The 22,979-nt window shown below is 29.9% G+C and carries 19 protein-coding genes; 1 reads left to right on the forward strand and 18 read right to left on the reverse strand.

The window, feature by feature from the left end; translation table 11 throughout:
- Positions 1-5: 5 nt before the first annotated feature.
- From nusA to CC89_RS07075, 17 genes are all read right to left on the reverse strand, one after another.
- A complete protein-coding gene (nusA, locus tag CC89_RS06995) occupies positions 6-1,073 on the reverse strand; it encodes a transcription termination factor NusA (RefSeq protein WP_035290621.1) in 1,068 nt (355 codons plus the stop codon).
- Positions 1,074-1,088: 15 nt separating this feature from the next.
- A complete protein-coding gene (gene rimP, locus CC89_RS07000) occupies positions 1,089-1,550 on the reverse strand; it encodes a ribosome maturation factor RimP (RefSeq protein WP_035290623.1) in 462 nt (153 codons plus the stop codon).
- A 206-nt stretch (positions 1,551-1,756) separates the two neighbouring features.
- The gene (locus tag CC89_RS07005; RefSeq protein ID WP_035290625.1) at positions 1,757-6,091 is read right to left on the reverse strand and encodes a PolC-type DNA polymerase III; all 4,335 of its coding nucleotides are present in this window, start codon (positions 6,089-6,091) and stop codon (positions 1,757-1,759) included.
- Positions 6,092-6,175: 84 nt separating this feature from the next.
- On the reverse strand, positions 6,176-7,225 hold the full coding sequence (gene ispG, locus CC89_RS07010; RefSeq protein WP_035290627.1) for a flavodoxin-dependent (E)-4-hydroxy-3-methylbut-2-enyl-diphosphate synthase: 1,050 nt from the start codon (positions 7,223-7,225) through the stop codon (positions 6,176-6,178).
- Positions 7,226-7,238: 13 nt separating this feature from the next.
- Positions 7,239-8,258 (reverse strand): RIP metalloprotease RseP, encoded by a 1,020-nt coding sequence (gene rseP / locus CC89_RS07015; protein ID WP_051931580.1) that lies wholly within the window; start codon positions 8,256-8,258, stop codon positions 7,239-7,241.
- Between the two features lie 20 nt (positions 8,259-8,278).
- Entirely contained in the window at positions 8,279-9,430 is a 1,152-nt protein-coding gene (locus CC89_RS07020) for a 1-deoxy-D-xylulose-5-phosphate reductoisomerase (protein ID WP_035290629.1), read from the reverse strand.
- 15 nt (positions 9,431-9,445) lie between these two features.
- On the reverse strand, positions 9,446-10,402 hold the full coding sequence (locus CC89_RS07025) for an AI-2E family transporter (protein ID WP_035290631.1): 957 nt from the start codon (positions 10,400-10,402) through the stop codon (positions 9,446-9,448).
- A 310-nt stretch (positions 10,403-10,712) separates the two neighbouring features.
- On the reverse strand, positions 10,713-11,513 hold the full coding sequence (locus tag CC89_RS07030) for a phosphatidate cytidylyltransferase (protein WP_035290633.1): 801 nt from the start codon (positions 11,511-11,513) through the stop codon (positions 10,713-10,715).
- Positions 11,514-11,523: 10 nt separating this feature from the next.
- Complete coding sequence (uppS, locus tag CC89_RS07035) at positions 11,524-12,303, reverse strand: undecaprenyl pyrophosphate synthase (protein WP_035290635.1); 780 nt, start codon at positions 12,301-12,303, stop codon at positions 11,524-11,526.
- 50 nt (positions 12,304-12,353) lie between these two features.
- A complete protein-coding gene (gene frr, locus CC89_RS07040; RefSeq protein ID WP_035290637.1) occupies positions 12,354-12,905 on the reverse strand; it encodes a ribosome recycling factor in 552 nt (183 codons plus the stop codon).
- Positions 12,906-12,919: 14 nt separating this feature from the next.
- A complete protein-coding gene (gene pyrH / locus CC89_RS07045; protein ID WP_035290639.1) occupies positions 12,920-13,630 on the reverse strand; it encodes a UMP kinase in 711 nt (236 codons plus the stop codon).
- 99 nt (positions 13,631-13,729) lie between these two features.
- The gene (tsf, locus tag CC89_RS07050; RefSeq protein ID WP_035290641.1) at positions 13,730-14,647 is read right to left on the reverse strand and encodes a translation elongation factor Ts; all 918 of its coding nucleotides are present in this window, start codon (positions 14,645-14,647) and stop codon (positions 13,730-13,732) included.
- An 85-nt stretch (positions 14,648-14,732) separates the two neighbouring features.
- The gene (gene rpsB, locus CC89_RS07055) at positions 14,733-15,434 is read right to left on the reverse strand and encodes a 30S ribosomal protein S2 (protein WP_035290643.1); all 702 of its coding nucleotides are present in this window, start codon (positions 15,432-15,434) and stop codon (positions 14,733-14,735) included.
- A 302-nt stretch (positions 15,435-15,736) separates the two neighbouring features.
- A complete protein-coding gene (gene codY, locus CC89_RS07060; protein ID WP_035290645.1) occupies positions 15,737-16,513 on the reverse strand; it encodes a GTP-sensing pleiotropic transcriptional regulator CodY in 777 nt (258 codons plus the stop codon).
- A gap of 191 nt (positions 16,514-16,704) precedes the next feature.
- Positions 16,705-18,783 carry a type I DNA topoisomerase gene (gene topA / locus CC89_RS07065; RefSeq protein ID WP_035290647.1) on the reverse strand — a complete coding sequence of 693 codons (2,079 nt, stop codon included), beginning with the start codon at positions 18,781-18,783 and terminating at the stop codon, positions 16,705-16,707.
- Positions 18,784-18,830: 47 nt separating this feature from the next.
- Positions 18,831-19,916 (reverse strand): DNA-processing protein DprA, encoded by a 1,086-nt coding sequence (dprA, locus tag CC89_RS07070; protein ID WP_035290649.1) that lies wholly within the window; start codon positions 19,914-19,916, stop codon positions 18,831-18,833.
- 121 nt (positions 19,917-20,037) lie between these two features.
- Positions 20,038-21,564 (reverse strand): YifB family Mg chelatase-like AAA ATPase, encoded by a 1,527-nt coding sequence (locus CC89_RS07075; RefSeq protein ID WP_035290651.1) that lies wholly within the window; start codon positions 21,562-21,564, stop codon positions 20,038-20,040.
- Between the two features lie 165 nt (positions 21,565-21,729).
- On the opposite strand from CC89_RS07075, the gene CC89_RS07080 reads away from it, so the two are divergent.
- Entirely contained in the window at positions 21,730-22,098 is a 369-nt protein-coding gene (locus CC89_RS07080) for a YraN family protein (protein WP_035290653.1), read from the forward strand.
- 52 nt (positions 22,099-22,150) lie between these two features.
- On the opposite strand, the gene rnhB is transcribed toward CC89_RS07080, so the two are convergent.
- A complete protein-coding gene (gene rnhB, locus CC89_RS07085; protein WP_185750695.1) occupies positions 22,151-22,972 on the reverse strand; it encodes a ribonuclease HII in 822 nt (273 codons plus the stop codon).
- Positions 22,973-22,979 lie beyond the last annotated feature (7 nt).

Raw genomic sequence — 22,979 nt, forward strand, 5'->3', positions numbered from 1 at the left:
ACCACCTACTCCTCGTTTACATTTGTTTCCTGCTGCTCTTTTGCTTGTGACTGACTTTTAATGTCTATTTTCCAACCAGTTAATTTAGCAGCTAACCTTACATTTTGCCCTTCTTTACCTATAGCAAGAGAAAGCTGGTCATCTTTTACTACTACCTTAGCAGACTTGTTCTGTTCATTTACTTCCACGCTTATTACTTTAGCTGGACTTAAAGAGTTGCATATATATTCTTCAGGTAATTTGCTCCATTTTATTATGTCGATTTTTTCATTATTAAGTTCATTTACTATGTTTTGAACTCTTATTCCCTTAGGTCCTACGCAAGCTCCCATGGCATCTATATTATCATCATTGGAGTGCACTGCTATTTTTGTTCTTGAACCTGCTTCTCTTGATATACTTTTTATTTCAACAGTACCATCATAAATTTCAGGAACTTCTAGCTCAAATAATCTTTTGATAAGTCCTGGATGTGTTCTAGAAACTACCACTTGAGCTCCTTTAGTTGTATTTTTTACTTCTACTATGTATAATTTTAATTTTTCATTAAAATTATACTGTTCACCTGAAATTTGTTCGTTTGGAGTTAATATAGCTTCAATCTTTCCTAGATTAACAAAAACATTTCCTCTATCTTTTCTTATGACAGTTCCAGTCATTATATCAAATTCTTTAGTTATAAATTCATTGTATATTATATTTCTTTCTGCTTCTTTAATTCTTTGTATAACTACTTGTTTTGCTGATTGGGCTGCCACTCTTCCAAATTTCTTAGGAGTAACTTCTAATTCTACTATATCTCCTAATTGATATTTTGGATCTATTTCTTTTGCTTCCTCAAGTGATATTTGACATACAGGATCCTCTATTTCTTCTGCTACATCCCTTTGAGAATACACATGTATATCTCCTGTAACTCTGTTCATTTCGACCCTAACATTTGAATTATTACTTCCATAATTCTTCTTGTAAGCCAATACCAATGCATCCTCTATTGTTGAAAAGATTAACTCTTCTTCTATTCCTTTTTCCTTAACTATTTCTTTTAATGATTCTATAAATTCTTCGTTCATTTCTTTTTACCCTCCTTAAATCTCCCCATTTAAATTTATAGCCTTTATTTTTTCCCTAGGAATAGAAATTTCTTCCCCTTCCTTTGTGATTGTAATTTCGGAATCATTAAAATCCTTTAAAACTCCAATAATTTTTTTGCTGCCATTAAATAGTTTACTTAGTCTTATAGTAATAGAATTCCCTATATATTTATTTAAATGTTCCTCATTATATAGTTCTCTTTCTATTCCTGGTGATGAGACTTCTAAATAATAACTATCAGATATTGGGTCTTCTAAATCCAACATATCACTAATTTGTCTGCTGACTTTTTCGCAATCATTTAGTCCTATACCAGCTTCATGGTCTATATATACCCTAAGAAAGTTCTCACCTTGTTCTTTTACGAATTCTATATGATATAATTGGTATCCACATTTTGATACTATTGGTTCTACAAGTTCATTCAGTTTAGTCACTAATTCACTATTATTCATTAGGCATACCTCCTTATCTACTTTATTAATATTTTATCTATTTTTAAATAAAATATTATTAAAACGCAACAAGTGCTGCGTTTTGATTAAATAGAAAGAGCGGGCTTATTGCCCACTCCTTTCGTTTAAAAATTATAATAAATAATTACACTATTTTTATTTTAGCATACTAATTTGTGCATTTCAAGTAAAGGAGTAAATATTATTTAAAATAGTGATAATTGATTAGTATCAGGCATTCCTTGAAGGCAACCGTGATTATCTAAGGTTTCTATAACAGTTTTAGATACTTTCGCCCTAATTCTTAGGTCTTCCTTAGAAATAAATTCTCCTTCTTCTCTACAGGAGACTATATTTTTAGCTGCGTTTTCACCTACTCCTGCTAAAGCACTAATAGGAGGACGTATACCTTCATCTTCAATTAAAAATCTTGTAGCATGTGATTTATATAAATCTACTTTCAAAAATTTTATTCCTCTCTTATACATTTCATAAGAAATTTCTAATATAGTAAGAAGTCCTTTATCCTTTTGAGTCATATCATTTCCTAATTTGCTCAATTCCTCTACTTTTAATTTTATTATATCTTCACCTTTTACTATTAAATCTGCATCAAAATCATCGGCTCTAACTGTAAAATATGTGGCATAATAGGCAGTAGGATAGTATACCTTAAAATATGCTATTCGTACAGCCATCATAACATAAGCCACTGCGTGACCTTTAGGAAACATGTATTTTATTTTTTTACAAGAATCTATATACCAATCTGGCACATCATGTTCTCTCATTAGACTTTCATGTTCTTCTATAAGTCCCTTTCCCTTTCTTACCTTCTCCATTATGGTAAAGGCATCCTTTGGTGGTAAGCCTTTATGTAATAAGTAAACCATAATATCGTCTCTTGTAGCTATACAATCTTTTAATGTAGTATATCCCTCTTTTATATAATACTGAGCGTTATTTATCCATACATCTGTTCCATGGGATAACCCCGATATTCTAACTAAATCAGAAAATGTTTTAGGTTGTGTATCCACAAGCATTTGTCTTACAAACTTTGTTCCAAACTCAGGTAAACCATAACTTCCAACTTCACATCCCAGTTCTTCTTCTGTTAAACCAAGAGCCTCAGGTGAGGTAAACAAACTCATTACTTTAGGATCTCCTAAAGGTACTGTCCTTGGATCTATCCCTGTTAAGTCCTTAAGCATTCTAAGTACTGTAGGATCATCGTGACCAAGTATATCCAGTTTCAAAAGTCTACCACTTATAGAATGGTAATCAAAGTGAGTGGTTATTATATCTGAATTAGGATCATCTGCTGGGTGCTGTATAGGACAAAAATTGTATATTTCATTGTCTGACGGCACAACCATTATTCCACCAGGATGTTGCCCTGATGTCCTTTTAATTCCAGTACACCCTTGAGTTAGTCTTTCTACCTCTGCATTAGGAACTCGCATATTCCTTTCAGTTACATATTTTTTAACAAATCCATAAGCAGTTTTGTCAGCTATAGTACCTATGGTACCTGCCTTAAAAGTATGTCCCTTACCAAACAGTACTTCAGTGTATTTATGAATATCTCCTTGATTATCTCCAGAAAAGTTTAGATCTATATCCGGTTCTTTATCTCCATTGAAGCCCAAAAATGTTTCAAATGGTATATCATGACCATCTTTTATGAGTTTTTCTCCACACTTAGGACATATCTCGTCTGGTAAATCAAATCCAGAACTTACACTTCCGTCCCTAAAGAAATGACTATATTTACATTTAGGACATACATAGTGGGGTGGAAGACCATTTACTTCTGTTATACCACACATGGTTGCAACAAATGAGGAACCTACGGATCCTCTAGAACCAACTAAATATCCATCACTTAAAGATTTAGCCACAAGTTTTTGGGCTATTAAATATAAAACAGCATATCCGTTGTTAATTATTGAATTCAATTCCTTATGTAGCCTTTCCTCAACTACATCTGGAAGTGTTTCTCCATATGTTTCATGAGCCTTTTTAATAGTCATTTGCCTTATCTCTTCTTCAGATCCCTCTATTTTAGGAGGAAAAGTTTCGTCTGGTATAGGTTTTACCTTCTCTATTTCATTTGCAATTCTTTTAGTATTATAAATGACAACCTCTTTAGCCACTTCTTCACCTAAATAATTAAATTCCTCTAGCATATCCTGCGTAGTTCTAAAATATAGTGGTGCCTGTTCATCTGCATCATCAAACCCTTGACCTGCCATTAATATTCTTCTAAAAACTTCATCCTTAGGATCCATAAAATGCACATCACAAGTAGCTACTACTGGTTTATTGTATTTTTTGCCTAAATTATATATCTTTTCATTTATAGATTTTAATTCATCTGTATTTTTCACTGTTCCATTTCTAACCATAAACATATTGTTTCCTACAGGCTGAATTTCTAAATAATCATAGAACTTTATGAGCTCTTCTAATTCTGCATCGGATTTTCCTTGAAGTACAGCCTTATATATTTGTCCCGCTTCACATGCAGAACCTATTATTAATCCTTCTTTGTACTGCTCAATTAAGCTCTTAGGCATTCTAGGTCTTCTATGAAAATGTTCTAAATGTGAAAAGGATATTAACTTATACAGGTTTTTAATTCCCGTTTGATTTTTAGCTAAAATTATTAAGTGATATGTAGGTGCCTTTTTTATATCGAAGTTGCCTATATATTCGTCATTTAATTTTTCCAATGAATAAATGTCTTTATCTTTTAATAGCCTAAAGCACTCCAATAATATATCACCTGTGGCTTTTGCATCATCCACTGCTCTGTGATGATTTTCTAAGGAAATATTTAAGTGTTTAGCTACTGTACCTAATTTATATCTCTTTAGCTCTGGAAATAGGTACTTACATAGTGGAATTGTATCCATTACCGCATTATTAAAGTTTATATTTAAGTCATTACAATTTTTCTTTATAAAGCTAGTGTCAAAAACTGCATTGTGGGCTACCACTGTTGAATCTCCAATAAACTCCATGAATTTTGGTAAAATGACTTCTATGGTTTCAGCATTTTTAACATCTCCATTGGTTATTCCAGTTAGTTCTACTATTTTGGATGGTATATCTATCTGAGGATTTACAAATTCATTAAAGGAATCTATAAGCTTACCATTTTTTATTTTAACAGCACCTATTTCAATAATTTTATCGTTATTGCTAGAAAATCCAGTAGTTTCAATATCAAAAACTACAAATTCATCATCTATATTTTCACTACCTTTAGCTCCTATAACTATAGGTACACCATCATCTACTAGATAAGCTTCCACTCCATAAATTACTTTAATGCCGTACTTTTTGGAAGCATCCATAGCATCTGGATAAGCCTGAACCACTCCATGGTCAGTAATAGCAATAGCTTCATGACCCCATTTCGCAGCTCTTTGTACTAATTTTGATGCAGATGAGATCCCATCCATGGAGCTCATTGTAGTGTGTAAATGTAATTCAACTCTTTTTTCTTCACAGGTATCCATTTTATTTATTTTAAGAGCCTTGTTTACACTTCTTCCTATCACTAACACTTCTTTATAATAAGTATCAAATATTACCTCTCCAAAGACTTTACAGTGTAGACCTTCTTTAATCTCTTCAAGTGCAGTCTCAGCTTCTTTAGGCTTTAAAAACATTTTTACAGCAATAGAGCTAGTATAATCTGTAATATAGAAAAGAACTATCTTTTTTCCATTTCTTGCCTCTGTAACTTTAAGTTTAAATATATCTCCTTCAAAAGCAACATAACCAGAAGTTTCATTAAGTTCTGATATTTTAACAATATCTTCACCGTTAATTTTCTTGCCTATTATTACATTTTCATCTACAGGAGCTGTGGAATTCCTTCTATATTCGCCATTGTATTTATATTTAGAATTATTATTTTTATTATTTTCTTTTTTCTCACCACTACTGCTTCTTACTTCTTTTATTTCTTTTAGAACCTCTTTAATTAAACTCTCCTCTTCTTTTTCTTTATCTTTTACATAATTGTTTTGAACTAAACTACTATTAAATAGAACTTTTACTCTGCAGCGCAATGAAAACATATCTAATATACAATTTTGAATTAAGGTTTCTATTTTTCTATTTTTGAGAAGTAAACACATAAATTCATTTCCTGATTGAATATTTAACAAATCTCCTTCTACATCCCTCTTGCAATCATTTAAGTATTGTTTAGCAATAGGCATATAAATTATTACTGCGGCACACAAATCTTCCCAATAATCTTTACATATTTCTCTCAAAGTAATTCCACTAACATCCTTATAACATATAACATTGATATCCTTAAAATATTTTAATTTTTTACCTATTATGTCTCTTAAGGTTTTTTTAGACGCTTCATTTATATCATTAGGAGTTTTTACTATTACATTTAATTTTTCACTTTTCTTAAAATACTGTATTCTAACTAATTTTATGTCTTTTACAGCTGGTTCTTCTTTTTCAATATCATCTTTTAATAACTCTACTAGGCTGCTTTCCATTTAAATTCCTCCTAGCAAAAAATATAAAGTACTGTAATCAATAATGCAGGATTTTACATTAATTAAATCCTGCATTATATTATACTATATTTTTTCTATTTCTTTAATAAGCTCTTGTACTAAATCTTTTTCTTTTACTTTCTTTATTATTTCTCCTTTTTTGAAAATTAACCCCTCTCCTTTTCCTCCTGCGATACCTATGTCAGCTTCTCTAGCTTCCCCAGGTCCATTTACTACACAACCCATTATAGCTACTTTAATATCTTTTTTGCAAGTAGTAAGTTTATCCTCTATTTCTTTTGCAATGCTTATTAAGTCAATTTGCGTTCTTCCACAAGTAGGACAAGATACAAATTCTATTCCTGACTTTAAATATCCTAAAGATCTTAAAATTTCTCTTCCTACTTTCACCTCATCTACCGGCTCACCAGTTAAAGAAACCCTTATGGTATCACCTATGCCTTGAGACAAAAGTGAACCTATACCAACACTAGATTTTATAGTGCCTCTCCAATTTGTTCCAGCCTCTGTTACCCCTAAATGAAGAGGATAATCTACAGCTTTTGATATGAGCTTATAACTTTCTATCATTTGCACAACATCCGATGACTTTATAGATATAGCTATATTATTAAAGCCTACACTTTCTAATATATTTACATGCTCTAAGGCACTTTCTACTAACGCTTCTGGGCAAACTCTTTTATATTTATCTAATAATTTTTTATCTAAAGATCCGGAATTAACGCCTATTCTTATAGGAACACCTTTTTCATTAGCTGCTTTAGCTACTAATTTAATTCTATCTATACTCCCTATATTACCTGGATTAATTCTAAGACCATGGACCCCATTTTCTATAGATTTAATAGCCAATCTATAATCAAAATGTATATCTGCAACCAATGGAATTTTAATTTTATATACTATGTGCTTTATAGCCTCACTAGCTTCCTCATCCGGCACAGCACATCTTATTATATCACAGCCAGCATCTTCTAATTCTATTATTTGTTTAATAGTTTTTTCCACATCTCTTGTATCTGTATTGGTCATTGATTGTACGGTGATTTTAGAATCGCCACCTACATATATATCTCCAACCTTTATTTTTTTAGTATTTCTTCTAATCATTTGGTTTCATCTCCTATAATTTTAAAGGATAAAGTATGTCCTTTATAGTAACTAGTACAGCTAATGACATAAGCAATACAAAGCCAACATAAGTAATTTTTCCTATCTTCTCTTCATTTAATTTTCTTCCAATTATTATTTCTATAATAGATATTAAAATCCATCCTCCATCTAAAGCTGGAATAGGCAAAAGATTAAATATTGCTAATTGTACACTTATATAAGCACTAATCCATAATAATGTAAGGATTCCTGCTTCTGCGGCTTTAGCAGATATTCTCATGACACTAACAGGACCTCCTACACCACTTAAAGGCACTTTTTTTTGGAAAAGCCCTCCTAAGAAATTAAATGTTTCTTTTGTAAGAGAAAATGTTTCAGTAAATCCATGAGATATTGCCCCAACAAAAGTTGTTTTTTCTATAGAAGGATATACCCCCACTATATATCTGTTTTCTTCTGGTAATGCCTTTGGTGTCACTTTTTTAGTTAAAGTATTATTCTTTCTTAATAAAGTAATTTGCATTTGGCTATCCTTTTTTTCATTAATAGCTCTAACAAAATCATCCCAAGAAGAAACTTGTGCTTCATCTACAGCAATAATTTTATCACCTTCAAGTATGCCAGCTGTATACGCTGGGCTATTAAGTTCAACTTTACTTACTACTGGAACTTTTACACCACTGGCATAACCTATTATTCCAAATAAAATTATAGCTAAAATAAAATTCATTAAAGGACCTGCCACTACAATAGATAGTCTTTGTAGTGGTGTTTTATTATTTAAAGCCCTTTCATCAGAAGACTCTTCTCCTTGTTCACCTAACATTTTTACATACCCACCAAAAGGTATAGCTCTTACTGAGTATTCAGTTTCTTTTCCCTTTTTACCTAAAAGTTTAGGTCCCATTCCAACTGAGAATTCTTCGACCTTTACATTATTTAGTTTAGCCACACAAAAGTGTCCTAACTCATGTCCTATTATTAATACACTAAAAGCCAATAATGCTAATAAAAGATAAACTATATTCACGAAAATTCCCCTTCCTACTATTAATAAGTACTAAATATATACTCTCTTACTTCCTTATCTGTATTTAATATATCCTCTATTTCAGGTTCTTTTATATTATTAAACTTCCCTAGACAGCTCTCTATTATTTCTTCTATTTGCAAATATCCTATTTTTTCTCTTAAAAATAAATCCACTGCTACCTCATTGGCACTATTTAAAACAGCAGGCATTATTCCACCAAGTTTTCCAGCTTCATAAGCTAATGACAAACAGCCAAACGTACCCATATCTGGTTTTTCAAATGTAAGAGTATTTAAAGCATAAAAATCTAAAGACTTTACAACTTTCTCTTTTCTTTTTGGATAGTTTAATGCATATTGTATGGGTAATCTCATATCAGGATCTGCTAACTGCGCCATTATACTTCCGTCTATGTACTCCACCATTGAATGTATAATACTTTGAGGATGTACAACTACTTGGATATTATCATAATCCACATCAAAAAGCCAGTGTGCTTCAATTACCTCTAGTCCTTTATTCATAAGCGTAGAAGAATCTATAGAAATTTTCTTTCCCATATTCCATTTTGGATGTTTAAGCGCTTCAGCTGGTGTTATGTTTTTTAATTGCTCTTTATTCTTACCTCTAAAAGGTCCCCCAGAAGCTGTCAATAGTATTTTACTTATGTCTTCTTTTTTATTTCCCTGTAAGCATTGAAATATTGCTCCATGTTCTGAATCCACAGGAAGAATATTTATATTATTCTTTAATGCTTCTCTTTTTACTATCTCTCCTGCCACCACTAAAGTTTCTTTATTAGCTAGGGCTATATCTTTTTTAGCCCTTATAGCTTCTATAGTAGGTATTAAACCTATCATTCCTACAACAGATGTAACCACTATATGAACTTCTTCTAAAGTAGCTATAAATTTTAACCCTTCCATACCATAGAGAACTTCCGTATTTAAACTCAAAGACTTACAATAATCTCTTACTTTTTCATATGCTTCTTTATCCATCATTACTGCATATTGAACTTTGAATTCCTCTATAATTCTTATTATTTTATCATAACTTTTGTTAGCAGAAATTGCCTTCAAACAAAAATTTTCTCTCTCTTTTATAATTACATCTAGGGTTTGAGTACCAATAGATCCCGTTGCCCCTAATATAGTTATATTTTTCAAAAATATCACTCCTCTTTAATTTAAAATTGTTTCTTTTACAGTTAATATATATAGTGGACCCATAAACATCCCTACTGCTCCAAAAAATTTAATTCCTATATAAAAGGATATTATAGCAGCTACTGGATGAATTTTAAACTTATGGCTCATAAATTTAGCTTCTAATATTCCTCTATTTATAGCTAATAATACATATAGAAGAATTAAACCTATTCCTATTATATACTGTTTACAATAAATTTTATATAGTATTAAAGGAATAAAAATTACTATGGTGCCAATATACGGTATTATATCTAATATACCACATATTAATCCTAAGACCACAGCATGCTCTATTTTCAAAATTATAAAACCTAATATAGTTTCTATAGTAGTAATTATAACTAATCCCATTTCTATCTGTAAAATCTTATTTATAGTGTATAACTTATTCTTTATAATCATATAATTTTTTTCACTAATTAATTCTTGTATATATTTTTCTAAAATATTTTTATCTGTTAATACAAAGTACACTATAATATTTCCAATGAAATAAGCTAGGATACCTTCAAATGTATAAGAAGCACCTTTCTTTATAAATGGATTACTATATATACTGGATATTACATTTTTTATGCTATTTAAAAATTCTTGTATATTTATTATATTTGCCACTGAAGGTATATTTAAATTTTCCTTGTATAAAATATACTGGAGTTTAAATACATCAACATTATTAAATATAAAATTGCCAACTAATAGTATAATTAAAAAAAATATTATATTAATAAATAATATACTAATAAATGCATTTATTCTATTAGAAGAAATTTTATGTTTACAAAAAAATTTATATAGAGGATTTGAAAAATAAAAAATAATTACTATTGTAAAAAATGGCTTGAAATATTTTTTTATTAATAAGGTTACTAAAATAAATATAGCTAAAAGTAAAATACATTTAATTAGTTTATTATATTTCTCCAATAAATTTCCTCCAATTAATTGTTATATAATAATATATTCGTTAATTAAATATATATTAATGTTTAGTTTTTATATATTTATTAGAATTTTTTATTTTGTTTCTTAAATTTTTAAATTAAAACCTAAGTGTTTTCTTTTAGTTTACTTTAAATTCTTAATACATAACTAAAATTATGTAAACTTGATTAAATAACTTAATAGTTTAATTATGATTATTACAATATTTTGCTATTGCATGCATATGTAATTAATACTTTTATAGATATCTGCACTAAAAAAACGCCGAGTTAAATTACTCAGCGCCATTACATCAAATACCGATTACTATGCTTATATAAGAATATACTACTACAGAGGCAAATAATATACTATCAAATCTATCTAAAATACCTCCATGTCCAGGTATTAAATTACTGTAGTCTTTAATACCAACCACTCTCTTAATAGCTGATGCTACTAAATCTCCAAATTGACAAAATACTCCGCATAATAACCCTATAATTAAAAAGTGATATATACTTAAATTTATTCCTGATTTATTTATAAAAAAACCATATACTCCACAAGCTATTGTACTACCTAACAATCCGCCTATAGAACCTTCTATACTTTTATTAGGACTTACTCTTGGATTTAATTTCTTCTTTCCAAAGTTTTTTCCAACATAATATGCAGTAGTATCGCATAGCCAAGAGGATAAAAATACTAACCAAATAAGATAATTTCCATATGTTTTTTGTTCTATTAAGCTTATAAAGCTAAAAAATACAGCTACATACATAAAGCCTAATACTGTTACTCCCACATCAATAAAATTGTGTTTTTCACTTAAAACAGTTATACATAAGCATATAAAAGTAAAGATTGCAATACTTATTAAAAACATATTATTGGATTCAAATTTATTTAAAAACAAATAATATAAAATACAAAATATATATGCTATAAAATTCAAAGATTTTATACCTTTTTCCTTAGCTACATTAAAAATTTCATACATACCCATAAGTGATAGTGCTAACAATAAAAATTTAAGTGTATTTCCACCTATAAAAAGAAAAATAAGTAGTGGTGCTAAAATTAATGCTCCTAAATAACGTTTATTCTTCATATTCCCCTCCTTACTTTATTGCTCCAAACCTTCTATTTCTATGTTGATAATCATATATGGCTTCATATAAGTTTTCTCTTTTAAAATCAGGCCATTTTATATCTGAATACCAAAACTCCGCATATGCACACTGCCACAATAGGAAATTGCTTATACGTTGTTCTCCACTAGGTCTTATAACAATATCCGGATCCGGCATTCCTGCAGTATATAAATAATTAGAAATTGTGCTATCTACAATTTCATCTTCACTAATTTTTCCTTCATTTAAATCCTTATACATATTCTTAAAAGCTCTTGTTAATTCATCTCGTCCACCATAATTAAGGGCTAAGTTTAACACAAGTCCTGTATTATTTTTTGTGTTTTCATAAGCTTTCACTAATTCTTCTTCACATATTTTAGGTAATTTCGAAATGTCTCCTATACTATTTATAACAACATTATTAAAGTCCAATTCTTCAAATTCGTTTTTAAGGTATTCTACCAATAGTTTCATAAGAGAGTTGACTTCATCTCTAGGTCTTTTCCAATTTTCAGTGGAAAATGCATAGAGAGTTAAATACTTAACCCCTAAGTTATTACATGCTTTTACTATGTCTCTTATAGTTTCTACTCCAGCTCTATGTCCCATGGTTCTTGGTAAATTCTTTTCTTTTGCCCATCTACCATTACCATCCATTATTATAGCTATATGCTTTGGAATACTATTCAAATCTAATTTATCTAATATATGCTTCCCATTTTCTTCTCGTAATTTTTTTCTATTTTTAAAAAAAAGGAATTTCATGAAGTACCCCCTTCTATGTAATTAAACCTGCATTAATGCAGGTTTATTTACTATAAGGACATTAAGTCCTTTTCTTTTTTATCAATTATACTATCTATTTCCTTTATGAATTTATCAGTTTCCTTTTGAATCTTTTCTTCTAAAACTTTAACCTCATCCTCTGACATCTCTTTTTTCATTTTTTTAACTTTGTCGTTAGCTTCTCTTCTTAAATTTCTTATAATTATTTTACTTTCTTCGCCCATCCTTTTAACAGTTTTAACCAAGTCTTTTCTAGTCTCTTCTGTTAATTCAGGAACAACTAATCTTATGACAGTGCCATCATTTGAAGGATTTATTCCTAAATCTGAAACAAGAATAGCTTTTTCAATATCCTTCATAGTATTTCTATCCCATGGCTGTATTAACAAAACTCTTGGTTCTGGTGCAGAGATGTTTGCCATTTGGTTTAATGGAGTCAAAGAACCATAATATTCTACACCTATTCTATCTAGCATGGAAGGGTTAGCTCTACCTGCTTTTAAAGTAGCTAAATCCCTTTTAAGCGCTTCAGCTGTCTTATTCATCTTTTCATCTAATGTTTTAATTAATTCCTTAGACATAAAAATCCTCCTTATTATTTTGATATTATCGTACCAATTTTTTCGCCCAATACAACTTTCTTTATGTTCTCTGAACAATCTAATCCAAATACAATTATAGGTATATTATTGTCCATACATAAAGATGTTGCAGTTGAATCCATAACTTGAAGACCTTTATCTAATACATCGATATATTTCAGCTCATCATATTTTTTAGCATCTTCATATTTATGAGGATCTTTATCATAAACACCATCTACTTTTTTTGCTAATAATATAGCTTCAGCTTCAATTTCTGCTGCTCTTAAAGCTGCAGTTGTATCTGTTGAAAAATATGGATTCCCCGTACCAGCTGCAAAAATCACTACTCTTCCTTTTTCTAAATGTCTCATAGCTCTTCTTCTTATAAAAGGTTCTGCAACTTCTCTCATTTCTATAGCAGTTTGAACTCTAGTATTTACACCCATGTTTTCTAAACAATCTTGAAGTGCCAATGCATTTATACAGGTAGCTAACATGCCCATATAATCTGCAGTAGTCCTATCCATTCCTTCACCATTTCTTCCACGCCATATGTTGCCTCCACCTACTACAGCTCCTACCTGTATGCCAGCATCCACAAGTTCTTTTATATCCTGTGAAATTTTATTGGCTATATCAAAATCTATTCCGTAACCCTTTTCTCCTGCTAAAGCTTCACCTGAAAGTTTTAACATTATTCTTTTATATTTTGCAGCCTTCATATACATTATACCTCCAATTTTGTAAAAATTGTATAACTATCTATTTCTTGTTTTAAAAAAAGAGAACACGCAGTGTTCTCTTCTGTTCTTTAGCTAGCATTATCCCTGCATTTGTTTTTTTACTTCTTCTGCAAAGTCTTCTTCTCTTTTTTCAATTCCTTCGCCTTTTTCAAATCTAACAAATTTATTTATAACTATCTTTGCGCCTACTTCTTTAGATTTTTCAGCTAATAGTTTTTCTATTGTATAATCAGAGTTTTTAACCCATACTTGCTCTACCAAACAGTTCTCTTTATAATATTTATTTATTCTTCCGTTTACCATTTTTTCAGCTATATTTTCTGGTTTTCCTTCATTCATAGCTTGAACTTTGTATATTTCTCTTTCTTTTTCTAATGTTTCATTGTCTACAGAAGTTCTGTCTAAGAATGATGGATTTACAGCAGCTATTTGCATAGCTATATCTTTTCCTAATTCAGCTAAAACTGGAGAAGCATTTTCACAGCCTAATTCAACAAGTACACCTATTCTTCCGCCTCCATGTATATAGCTTTCAATAGCGCCTTTTTCAACATTCATTTTAACGAATCTTCTTATTGACATGTTTTCACCTATTTTAGCTATTAAAGCAGTAAGTCTTTCTTTAACTGTCATAGATGCATCGCCTACAAATTTTTCTTCTAATAATTCTTCTACAGTGTTTATGTTTGAATTTGCAACTTGTTTTGCTATTCCATCAACAAAGTTAACGAATTCTTCGTTAACAGCAACGAAATCTGTTTCACAGTTAACTTCAACCATTGATGCAACTTTAGCATCTTCAGATATATAAGTTTTAACTAATCCTTCCGCAGCTACTCTTCCTGCTTTTTTAGCAGCAGCAGCTAATCCTTTTTCTCTTAATAATTCTATTGCTTTTTCCATATCTCCGTTGGTTTCAGTTAGAGCTTTCTTGCAATCCATCATTCCAGCTCCAGTAGTTTCTCTAAGTTCTTTAACTTGTTTTGCTGATATCATCTTTATTCCTCCCGTTCATATTTAATTCAAAAGGTAAATGAATTTCTCATTCATCTACCTTTATTTTGAAGTTGTATCTTCTATTTTATTCAGCTAATTGCTCGCCTTGTCTTCCTTCAATAACAGCATCAGCCATTTTAGCAACTATTAATCTAACGGCTCTTATTGCATCGTCATTACCAGGTATTACGTAATCAACTTCATCTGGATCACAGTTTGTATCAACTATGCCTATAACAGGTATTCCTAATATTTTTGCTTCTAATACAGCATTTTTCTCTTTTCTTGGATCAACTACAAATAATGCTCCTACATTAGAAATGTTCATATCTTTTATTCCACCAAGGTTTTTCTCAAGTTTTTCTTGTTCATGCTTAAGATTTGTAACTTCTTTCTTTGGAAGAACATCAAAAACTCCTTCTTCTTCCATTTTTCCTAATTCTTCTAATCTTCCGATTCTTGTTTTTATTGTTTGGAAGTTAGTAAGCATTCCACCTAACCATCTATTGTTTACAAAGTGCATTCCACATCTTACTGCTTCTTCTGCTATAGCTTCTTGAGCTTGTTTCTTTGTACCTACAAATAATACATCTTTTCCTTCTTCTGAAATACTTCTTATTACATCATAAGCTTCATCTACTTTTTTTACAGTCTTTTGTAGATCGATGATGTATATTCCATTTCTTTCTGTAAATATGTATGGAGCCATTTTAGGGTTCCATCTTCTTGTTTGGTGTCCAAAGTGAACTCCTGCTTCTAATAATTGTTTCATTGATATTACTGACATTAAAATTACCTCCTATTTGGTTAATCCTCCATTACCTTCATATTACACAGCACCATACGGCACCGCGCTGTGCAAATTGGATAATGTGTGTATTTTCTCCTTATGTAGTATATCATATGTAAATAACCTATTCAATATCAAAAAATAATATTTTTAAAAAATCTATTAAATATACAGTTTAAAATCAATTCCGAACATATACATAATAAAAAAACAATAATAATTAACTTATGGGATTTCCATAAAAAAATGTGAGATATGATCTCACATTTTCATTGTTATTCACATTTGTTTTATTATGCTTATTTTATTTTTTTTAATTCTTCTAAAAGTTTTTCATTTAATATTCTAATGTGAGTACCCTTCATTCCTAATGATCTAGATTCAATAACTCCAGCACTTTCAAATTTTCTCAATGCATTTACTATTACAGATCTTGTTATGCCAACCTTGTCTGCTATTTTAGATGCTACAAGCAATCCTTCATTTCCATCTAATTCATTAAATATATGCTCTACTGCTTCTAATTCTGAATAGGATAAAGTACCTATAGCTAATTGAACTACTGCCTTTTTTCTAGCTTCAGCTTCTATCTCATCCTGCTTAGATCTTAAAATTTCCATACCAACTATAGTAGCACTATATTCTGCAAGTACTAAATCATCATCTGTAAAAGATTTATTAAACCTACCTAAAAGTAGACTTCCAAGTCTTTCTCTATTTCCAACTATAGGAACTATTGTTGTAACTTTATTATCAAGATCACACTCTTTTTCATCTTCAAAAGCACATATGCCTTTATTTCCTAGGTTAGCCTTTGTTTCATTGTACTCAAGTAATTTATTGTTATAATCTTCTGGAAATCTCTTGTCTTTAAGTATTTTATCTTTAACTATTTCACATTCGAATCCACTTGAAAAATTATGCCCTAATATTTTTCCTTTTCTGCTTATTACATATACATTGCAATCTAAAACTTCGCTTAATATTTTACATATATCATCGAACGCAACAGGTTCGGTACCTGTCTTTTGTATTATTTTATTTATTTTACGTGTTTTTTCTAATAGTGATGCCATAATAAACCTCCTTTTAATTTATCTAATCCTGTCCGGAACTTAAATTCTTTTTCACAGAATATTTAGAATTGTTTTTTTCTTTTGAAATTTTAGAATTATTATTTTCACTAATCTATGATAACATATACTTAAGGTCATTTCAACATGATTTTTATTAATTTCGACATTTTTATATAATTATGCTAATTTTTTTATTCTTCTTTCACAGATTCTTTATATCCACAAGTATCAACTGAACACTTATAATATTCACCCTGGGTCTTATTAAATCTTTTAGTCATATAATTACCACAATTAGGGCATTTCTTATTTACAGGTTCAAACCAACTTACAAAGTCGCAATCAGGATAATTGCTGCATCCATAAAATGTTCTACCTTTCTTACTTTTCCTTACAAGTATTTTTCCTCCGCACTTAGGACATTCCACATCTAACTCTTTTACTATAGGTTTTGTACTTTTACACTCAGGGTAGCCCGGACATGCTAAAAAATCACCAAATCTTCCGTGTTTTATAACCATAAATTTACCACATTTGTCGCATTTTATATCTGTAACCTTATCCTCTATAGTAATTTTAGCTAATTCTTTTTCAGCTATATCTATAGCACCCTTAAGTGGCGTGAAAAATTCATCTACGACCTTTTTCCATGTTTCTTTTCCTTCCTCTATGGAGTCCAATCTTTTTTCCATTGCTGCAGTAAATTCTACATCCACTATTTGTTTGAAATAATTAAACATAATATCATTAATTATTATTCCCAGTTCTGTCGTAATTAAAGCCTTTTTTTCTCTTTCAATATATTTTCTGTCTAATAATGTAGATATTATTGGCGCATAAGTACTTGGTCTACCTATTCCATTTTCCTCTAATATTTTTACAAGGGTTGCTTCTGTAAACCTTGCAGGTGGTTGAGTAAAGTGCTGTTTCCCTTCTATATCCTCTTTGTTTAATTTATCATTTAATTTAAACTCTGGTAGCTCTTTTAAAGATGTTTCATCAGAAGACCTATATATTTTAGTAAATCCATCAAACTTTACTGTAGAACCTGATGCTTTTAGTCCATATTCTCCATTTTTAATATCTATTGATACTGTATTCATTATGCACATAGCCATTTGACTACCTACAAATCTTTCCCATATTAATTTGTACAATTTATATTGATCTCTTTTTAAGCTTTCCTTTATTTCTTCTGGATTTAATTCCACATAAGTTGGTCTTATAGCCTCATGAGCATCTTGTATATTCTTATTGCCCTTGTTATCAACTCTCTTAGTGTTTTCTCCTATATATTCTTCACCATAAGTACCTTTTATATATTCTTTAGCTGAACTTTGTGCTTCTTCAGAAATTCTTACAGAGTCTGTTCTCATATAAGTTATTAATCCAACAGTCCCATGACCTTTTACATCTATACCTTCGTATAATTGTTGAGCTAAAGACATGGTTTTCTTAGTTGAAAAGTTTAATTTTTTGTAAGCCTCTTGCTGCAAAGTACTTGTAGTAAATGGTAAGGGTTGTCTTCTCTTTTTTGTGGATTTTTTAATTTGATTTATTATAAAATCATTTTTTTCTAAATCCTTAATTATACCGTTACACTGATCTTCATCTTTTATTTGAAGCTTTTCATTTTTATATGAATTTAATTGCACATTTATTTTTTTACTATTTTTTGATAGTTGACACTCAACTGTCCAATATTCTTCTGGCACAAAAGCGTTAATTTCATTTTCTCTATCACATATAATCTTTAGCGCCACAGATTGAACTCTTCCTGCACTAAGTCCCCATTTAACTTTTCTCCATAATATAGGACTTATTTCATATCCAACTAATCTATCTAAAACTCTTCTAGCCTGTTGAGCGTTTACTAAATCCATATTAATTTTTCTAGGAGATTTTATTGCATTTTTTACAGCATTTTTTGTTATTTCATTAAATTCTATTCTACACTTTTTTTCATTATCTATCTTTAGAGCATTAGCTAAATGCCATGAAATAGCTTCCCCTTCTCTATCAGGGTCCGTAGCTAGATATATTTTTTCACTTTTTTTTGCTTCTTTTTTTAACTTATCTAGCAAGTCACCTTTTCCTCTTATAGTTATGTATTTAGGTTCATAATTATTATCTATATCTACTCCCAATTTACTTTTTGGAAGATCTCTAACATGACCCATTGATGCTGTTACCTTATAGGTTTTTCCCAAATATTTTCCTATAGTTTTCGCTTTAGCTGGTGACTCTACTATTACTAACTTCTGTCCCATCTTATCCCCTCCAATATGTAATTTTATTAAATATTATGTTCATTTATCTATATATTATGAATTTTAACGTAATAATTTCCAGATAAACACATTATTTCATTATTAAACTGCATTTCAAATAATACATCATATAATTGACTTATGTCAATATGACATATTTTTATTATATCGTCAATATGAATAGGGCTATCTCCTATCAATTTGGAGAGTTTACCGCGGATTTCCTTAGATTTATGTCCTTTATCTCCAGTTTCATCTTTGATAAGATTATAATTACAATTTTCTCTTAACAAATTAAAAACTCCTTCAATATCAACAAAAGGATATGCACCTTCACTTATTAATTTATTAGTACCTTTGCTTTGAGGTGAAAATATAGATCCCGGAACTACCACAATATCTTTACCTTGTTCCAAAGCGCAATTAGCAGTTATGAGAGTTCCACTTTTTTCTCCTGCTTCAATTACAATTAATATTTTTCCCAATCCACTTATTATTCTATTTCTGATTGGGAAATTATAACTATAAGGTGGGGTTCCTGGTAAAAACTCAGATATTATACACCCCTTATCCATTATAGAATAATATAGTTCTCTATTTTGCTTAGGATAAATTATATCTATTCCACAGCCTAAGACTGCGCAAGTGTATCCTCCTGATTCAATACAAGTAGCATGCGCATTTTTATCAATTCCTTTTGCCATTCCGCTTATGATACCTATATTATTCTTAGTTAATATTTCTACTATATATTTAGTGCATTGCATTCCATAAAAAGTAGAATTTCTAGCACCTACTACCGAAACAGTTTTCAATTCATTTAATGCCTCTATATGGCCTTTATAGAATAAAATAAATGGAGCATCAACATACTTTTTTAAACTAATAGGATATTTTTCATCTCCAAATTTAGCAACCTTTATATTATTTATATTAATTTGTTCTATAAATTGCTCTAATTTATCTTTATTCCATGCTTCTTTCAAACATCCTCTTATATTATTATTTAAATTCATCTTATTTTCTATACAATAATACCATACTTTTTGAGAAGTTTTAAATTTCTTAAATAATTCTACCTTTATTCTATTAGGTATTTTAGCATAACATAGCCAAATATCATATATATCCAAAGCACAGCCTCCTAAAATTACTACATGTTTTTTAGTATATTATTTCTATCAATATACTATTTTTTTAAAATTTTATTAATTTTTATTTAATTTTTTGAATTTTATTAGTCTTTCTAGATTTTTAAACTATTTTATTGTTTATAAATCTTCTATATTGAATAGCTTCTACCAAATCTATTTCTCCTATATTTTTATTTTCTCTTAAATCAGCTATAGTTCTAGCAACCTTTAATATCCGGCTGTACGCTCTAGCACTTAAGGAAAATTTTGAGTATAACTTCTCTAATAAATCATTACCTTTTTTATCTAAAATACAGTATTTATTTATTTCATTTACATTCATCTGTGAATTAGTAAAAATTTTATTATCTTTAAATCTAATATTTTGGATTTCCCTAGCCCTCTTAATTCTTTCTCTAATATTCTTAGATCCCTCAGACTTTTTTGAACTTTTTATTTCTACATAAGAAAGTGAATTAACATAAGAAAAAACGTCTATTCTATCGAGCAAAGGCCCTGAAAACTTATTCAAATATCTTTCTCTATCGTATTCCGTACAAGTACATTCTCTAACCCCTGAAGAATAAAAACCACAGGGACATGGATTTAATGCAGCAACTAGCATAAAGTTGGCTGGATACTTTACGCTGCCATTATATCTTGAAATTAGTATTTCTCTATCTTCTAGTGGCTGCCTAAGCACATTTAACACTCCTTTATCAAATTCCAGTATTTCATCTAAAAACAGCACTCCGTTATGAGCTAATGATATTTCTCCTGGCATAAGTTCTCTTCCACCACCAACTAGTGCAATTTTTGAGGTGGTGTGGTGAGGGCTTCTAAAAGGTCTTTTAGTAATTATATTTTTTTCTTTATCTAAATTACCCGAAACACTGTATATCTTTGTAACTTCAATTGCTTCTTCATATTTCATAGGTGGCAAAATAGAAGATATTCTTTTAGCTAACATAGTTTTACCTGAACCTGGAGGTCCAAATAAGGCTATGTTATGTCCACCTGCAGAAGCTACTTCAATAGCTCTTTTAGTGCTTTCCTGACCCTTAACATCACAAAAATCTAACTCATCATCATAATTTCCAAAAGTCTCCCTCGTTGACTCATATGGAAGTAAGTCCCTATATTGAATATAGCTTACTACTTCTTTCAAATGCTTAAATGCAAATATTTCTGCCCCTTTTATTAGGCTGCATTCTTCTACGTTATCATAGGGTACTAAAAATTTTTCAATTCCACTATCCATTCCCTCCATAACTACAGGTAATGCCCCTTTAACCCCTTTTAACTCACCATTTAGAGATAACTCCCCTATGAATAAATATTCTTCTAAATCTTCACAGCATATCTGATTAGTTGCAATAAGAATACCCACCGCTATAGGCAAATCCAATAAAGCTCCTTCTTTTTTTAAATCAGCAGGAGCTAAGTTTATAGTAATTCTACCTATGGGAAACTCATATCCACAGTTTTCTATAGCTGCCCTAACTCTTTCTTTAGATTCCTTAACAGACACATCAGGAAGTCCTACTATATTAAAACAAGGTAGTCCACTAGATATATGTATCTCAACTCTCACTATATTGCCTTTTATACCACTAAGGCTTGCAGTATTAATATTTGTAATGGCCATATTTTTCCCTCCAAGTTTCATAAACACATATTTTAATTCTAGACAAATATAATTAATATAATCATATTCTTACAAATTTATTTAATTGAGAATAAATAGTTGCAATTTTCAATCTATTATTGTAATATGTCTTTATGCATTCTTCTAAAAGAAAGGGGATATTTTATGCACCATCTCAATAAGGACATAGGAAAATATGGCGAAGATATGGCACAAAACTACTTAGAGAATTTAGGATATATAATATTAGATAGAAATTTTTCTTGCAAATTTGGAGAAATTGATTTAATAGGAAAAGATAACAATTATATAGCTTTTGTAGAAGTAAAAACTAGGTATAGCACCTTGTATGGATATCCTCGTGAGGCTGTTACCAAAAACAAACAATTAAAAATTTATAAAGTAGCTCAATTGTATATATTAAAGAAAAAGCTTTTCAAGAACAATTTTAGATTTGACGTTATGGAAATAATATTAAATAGTAATGAAGACAAACCTTCTATAAAATTAATAAAAAATGCGTTTGGAACGTAAAAATAAAGAGAACTGTCCAAAATAAAATTTTGAAACAGCTCCCTCTATTTTTTTATATATTTTTTAAAAAACTCATTCTATGTATACTAGTTATTCCCCTACTCTTTATGGCTTTTATATGTTCTTCAGTACCATAACCCATATTCTTATGAAAACCATAGCCTTCATAGGCGTTAGAGTATTCTATCATAATATTATCTCTGTATACTTTAGCTAAAATTGATGCACAAGCTATAGATGCACTTTTAGAGTCTCCTTTAACAACCGCTTTGTTAGGCAAACTAATCCCTTTTATTTTATATCCATCTGATAAAACTATGCTAGGTTTTAAAGCTATCCCTTCAGATGATTCTAAAAGAACTTGATTATTGCACCATCCTATTCCCTTACTATCTATTTCTTTATTGTTTATTAAACATATTTTATACGATAAAGCTTTTTTCTTTATAATTTCACTCAATTCTTGCCTTTTTTTTGCAGCCAGCTTTTTTGAATCATTTAATCCAAGTATCATATCTTTTGTATCTGTGTTATTCAAATCTAAAACTACTGCTGCAGCTACTATGGGCCCCGCTAGTGGCCCTCTACCTACTTCATCTGCTCCTATAACATATCTATCCTTAGAATATACTTTATCAAAATTATACATATTCGTAACTCTTTTTATTTCTTTTTCCATACTTTCTCTATATTTCAATAGACTTATGGCTAGTTTATTAACAGACTTTCTGCTATCATCTAATAAGCTCTTGGTTAAATTTAAAAAATCTTCTTCATTTATATTAAGAAAATTTTCTTCTGTATGTTTAACTAAATCCTTTATTTCTTTAACATTTCTATGCCCCAAATCCACAGGGTAAATATCAAAGCCCATATTTTTT

The organism is Clostridium sp. KNHs214 (assembly GCF_000744935.1).
Classification (GTDB): Bacteria; Bacillota; Clostridia; order Clostridiales; family Clostridiaceae; genus Haloimpatiens.

What these genes read in the sequence shown, in the direction of transcription:
- CC89_RS07005 (WP_035290625.1), bottom strand. Translation starts at nt 6,091, where the DNA reads ATGGAAAGCAGCCTAGTAGAGTTATTAAAAGATGATATTGAAAAAGAA.
- ispG (WP_035290627.1), bottom strand. Translation starts at nt 7,225, where the DNA reads ATGATTAGAAGAAATACTAAAAAAATAAAGGTTGGAGATATATATGTA.
- rpsB (WP_035290643.1), bottom strand. Translation starts at nt 15,434, where the DNA reads ATGTCAGTAATATCAATGAAACAATTATTAGAAGCAGGAGTTCACTTT.
- rimP (WP_035290623.1), bottom strand. Translation starts at nt 1,550, where the DNA reads ATGAATAATAGTGAATTAGTGACTAAACTGAATGAACTTGTAGAACCA.
- uppS (WP_035290635.1), bottom strand. Translation starts at nt 12,303, where the DNA reads ATGAAATTCCTTTTTTTTAAAAATAGAAAAAAATTACGAGAAGAAAAT.
- codY (WP_035290645.1), bottom strand. Translation starts at nt 16,513, where the DNA reads ATGGCATCACTATTAGAAAAAACACGTAAAATAAATAAAATAATACAA.
- frr (WP_035290637.1), bottom strand. Translation starts at nt 12,905, where the DNA reads ATGTCTAAGGAATTAATTAAAACATTAGATGAAAAGATGAATAAGACA.
- tsf (WP_035290641.1), bottom strand. Translation starts at nt 14,647, where the DNA reads ATGATATCAGCAAAACAAGTTAAAGAACTTAGAGAAACTACTGGAGCT.
- CC89_RS07030 (WP_035290633.1), bottom strand. Translation starts at nt 11,513, where the DNA reads ATGAAGAATAAACGTTATTTAGGAGCATTAATTTTAGCACCACTACTT.
- pyrH (WP_035290639.1), bottom strand. Translation starts at nt 13,630, where the DNA reads ATGAAGGCTGCAAAATATAAAAGAATAATGTTAAAACTTTCAGGTGAA.
- nusA (WP_035290621.1), bottom strand. Translation starts at nt 1,073, where the DNA reads ATGAACGAAGAATTTATAGAATCATTAAAAGAAATAGTTAAGGAAAAA.
- CC89_RS07075 (WP_035290651.1), bottom strand. Translation starts at nt 21,564, where the DNA reads ATGGCCATTACAAATATTAATACTGCAAGCCTTAGTGGTATAAAAGGC.
- rnhB (WP_185750695.1), bottom strand. Translation starts at nt 22,972, where the DNA reads ATGGGCTTTGATATTTACCCTGTGGATTTGGGGCATAGAAATGTTAAA.
- topA (WP_035290647.1), bottom strand. Translation starts at nt 18,783, where the DNA reads ATGGGACAGAAGTTAGTAATAGTAGAGTCACCAGCTAAAGCGAAAACT.
- CC89_RS07080 (WP_035290653.1), top strand. Translation starts at nt 21,730, where the DNA reads ATGCACCATCTCAATAAGGACATAGGAAAATATGGCGAAGATATGGCA.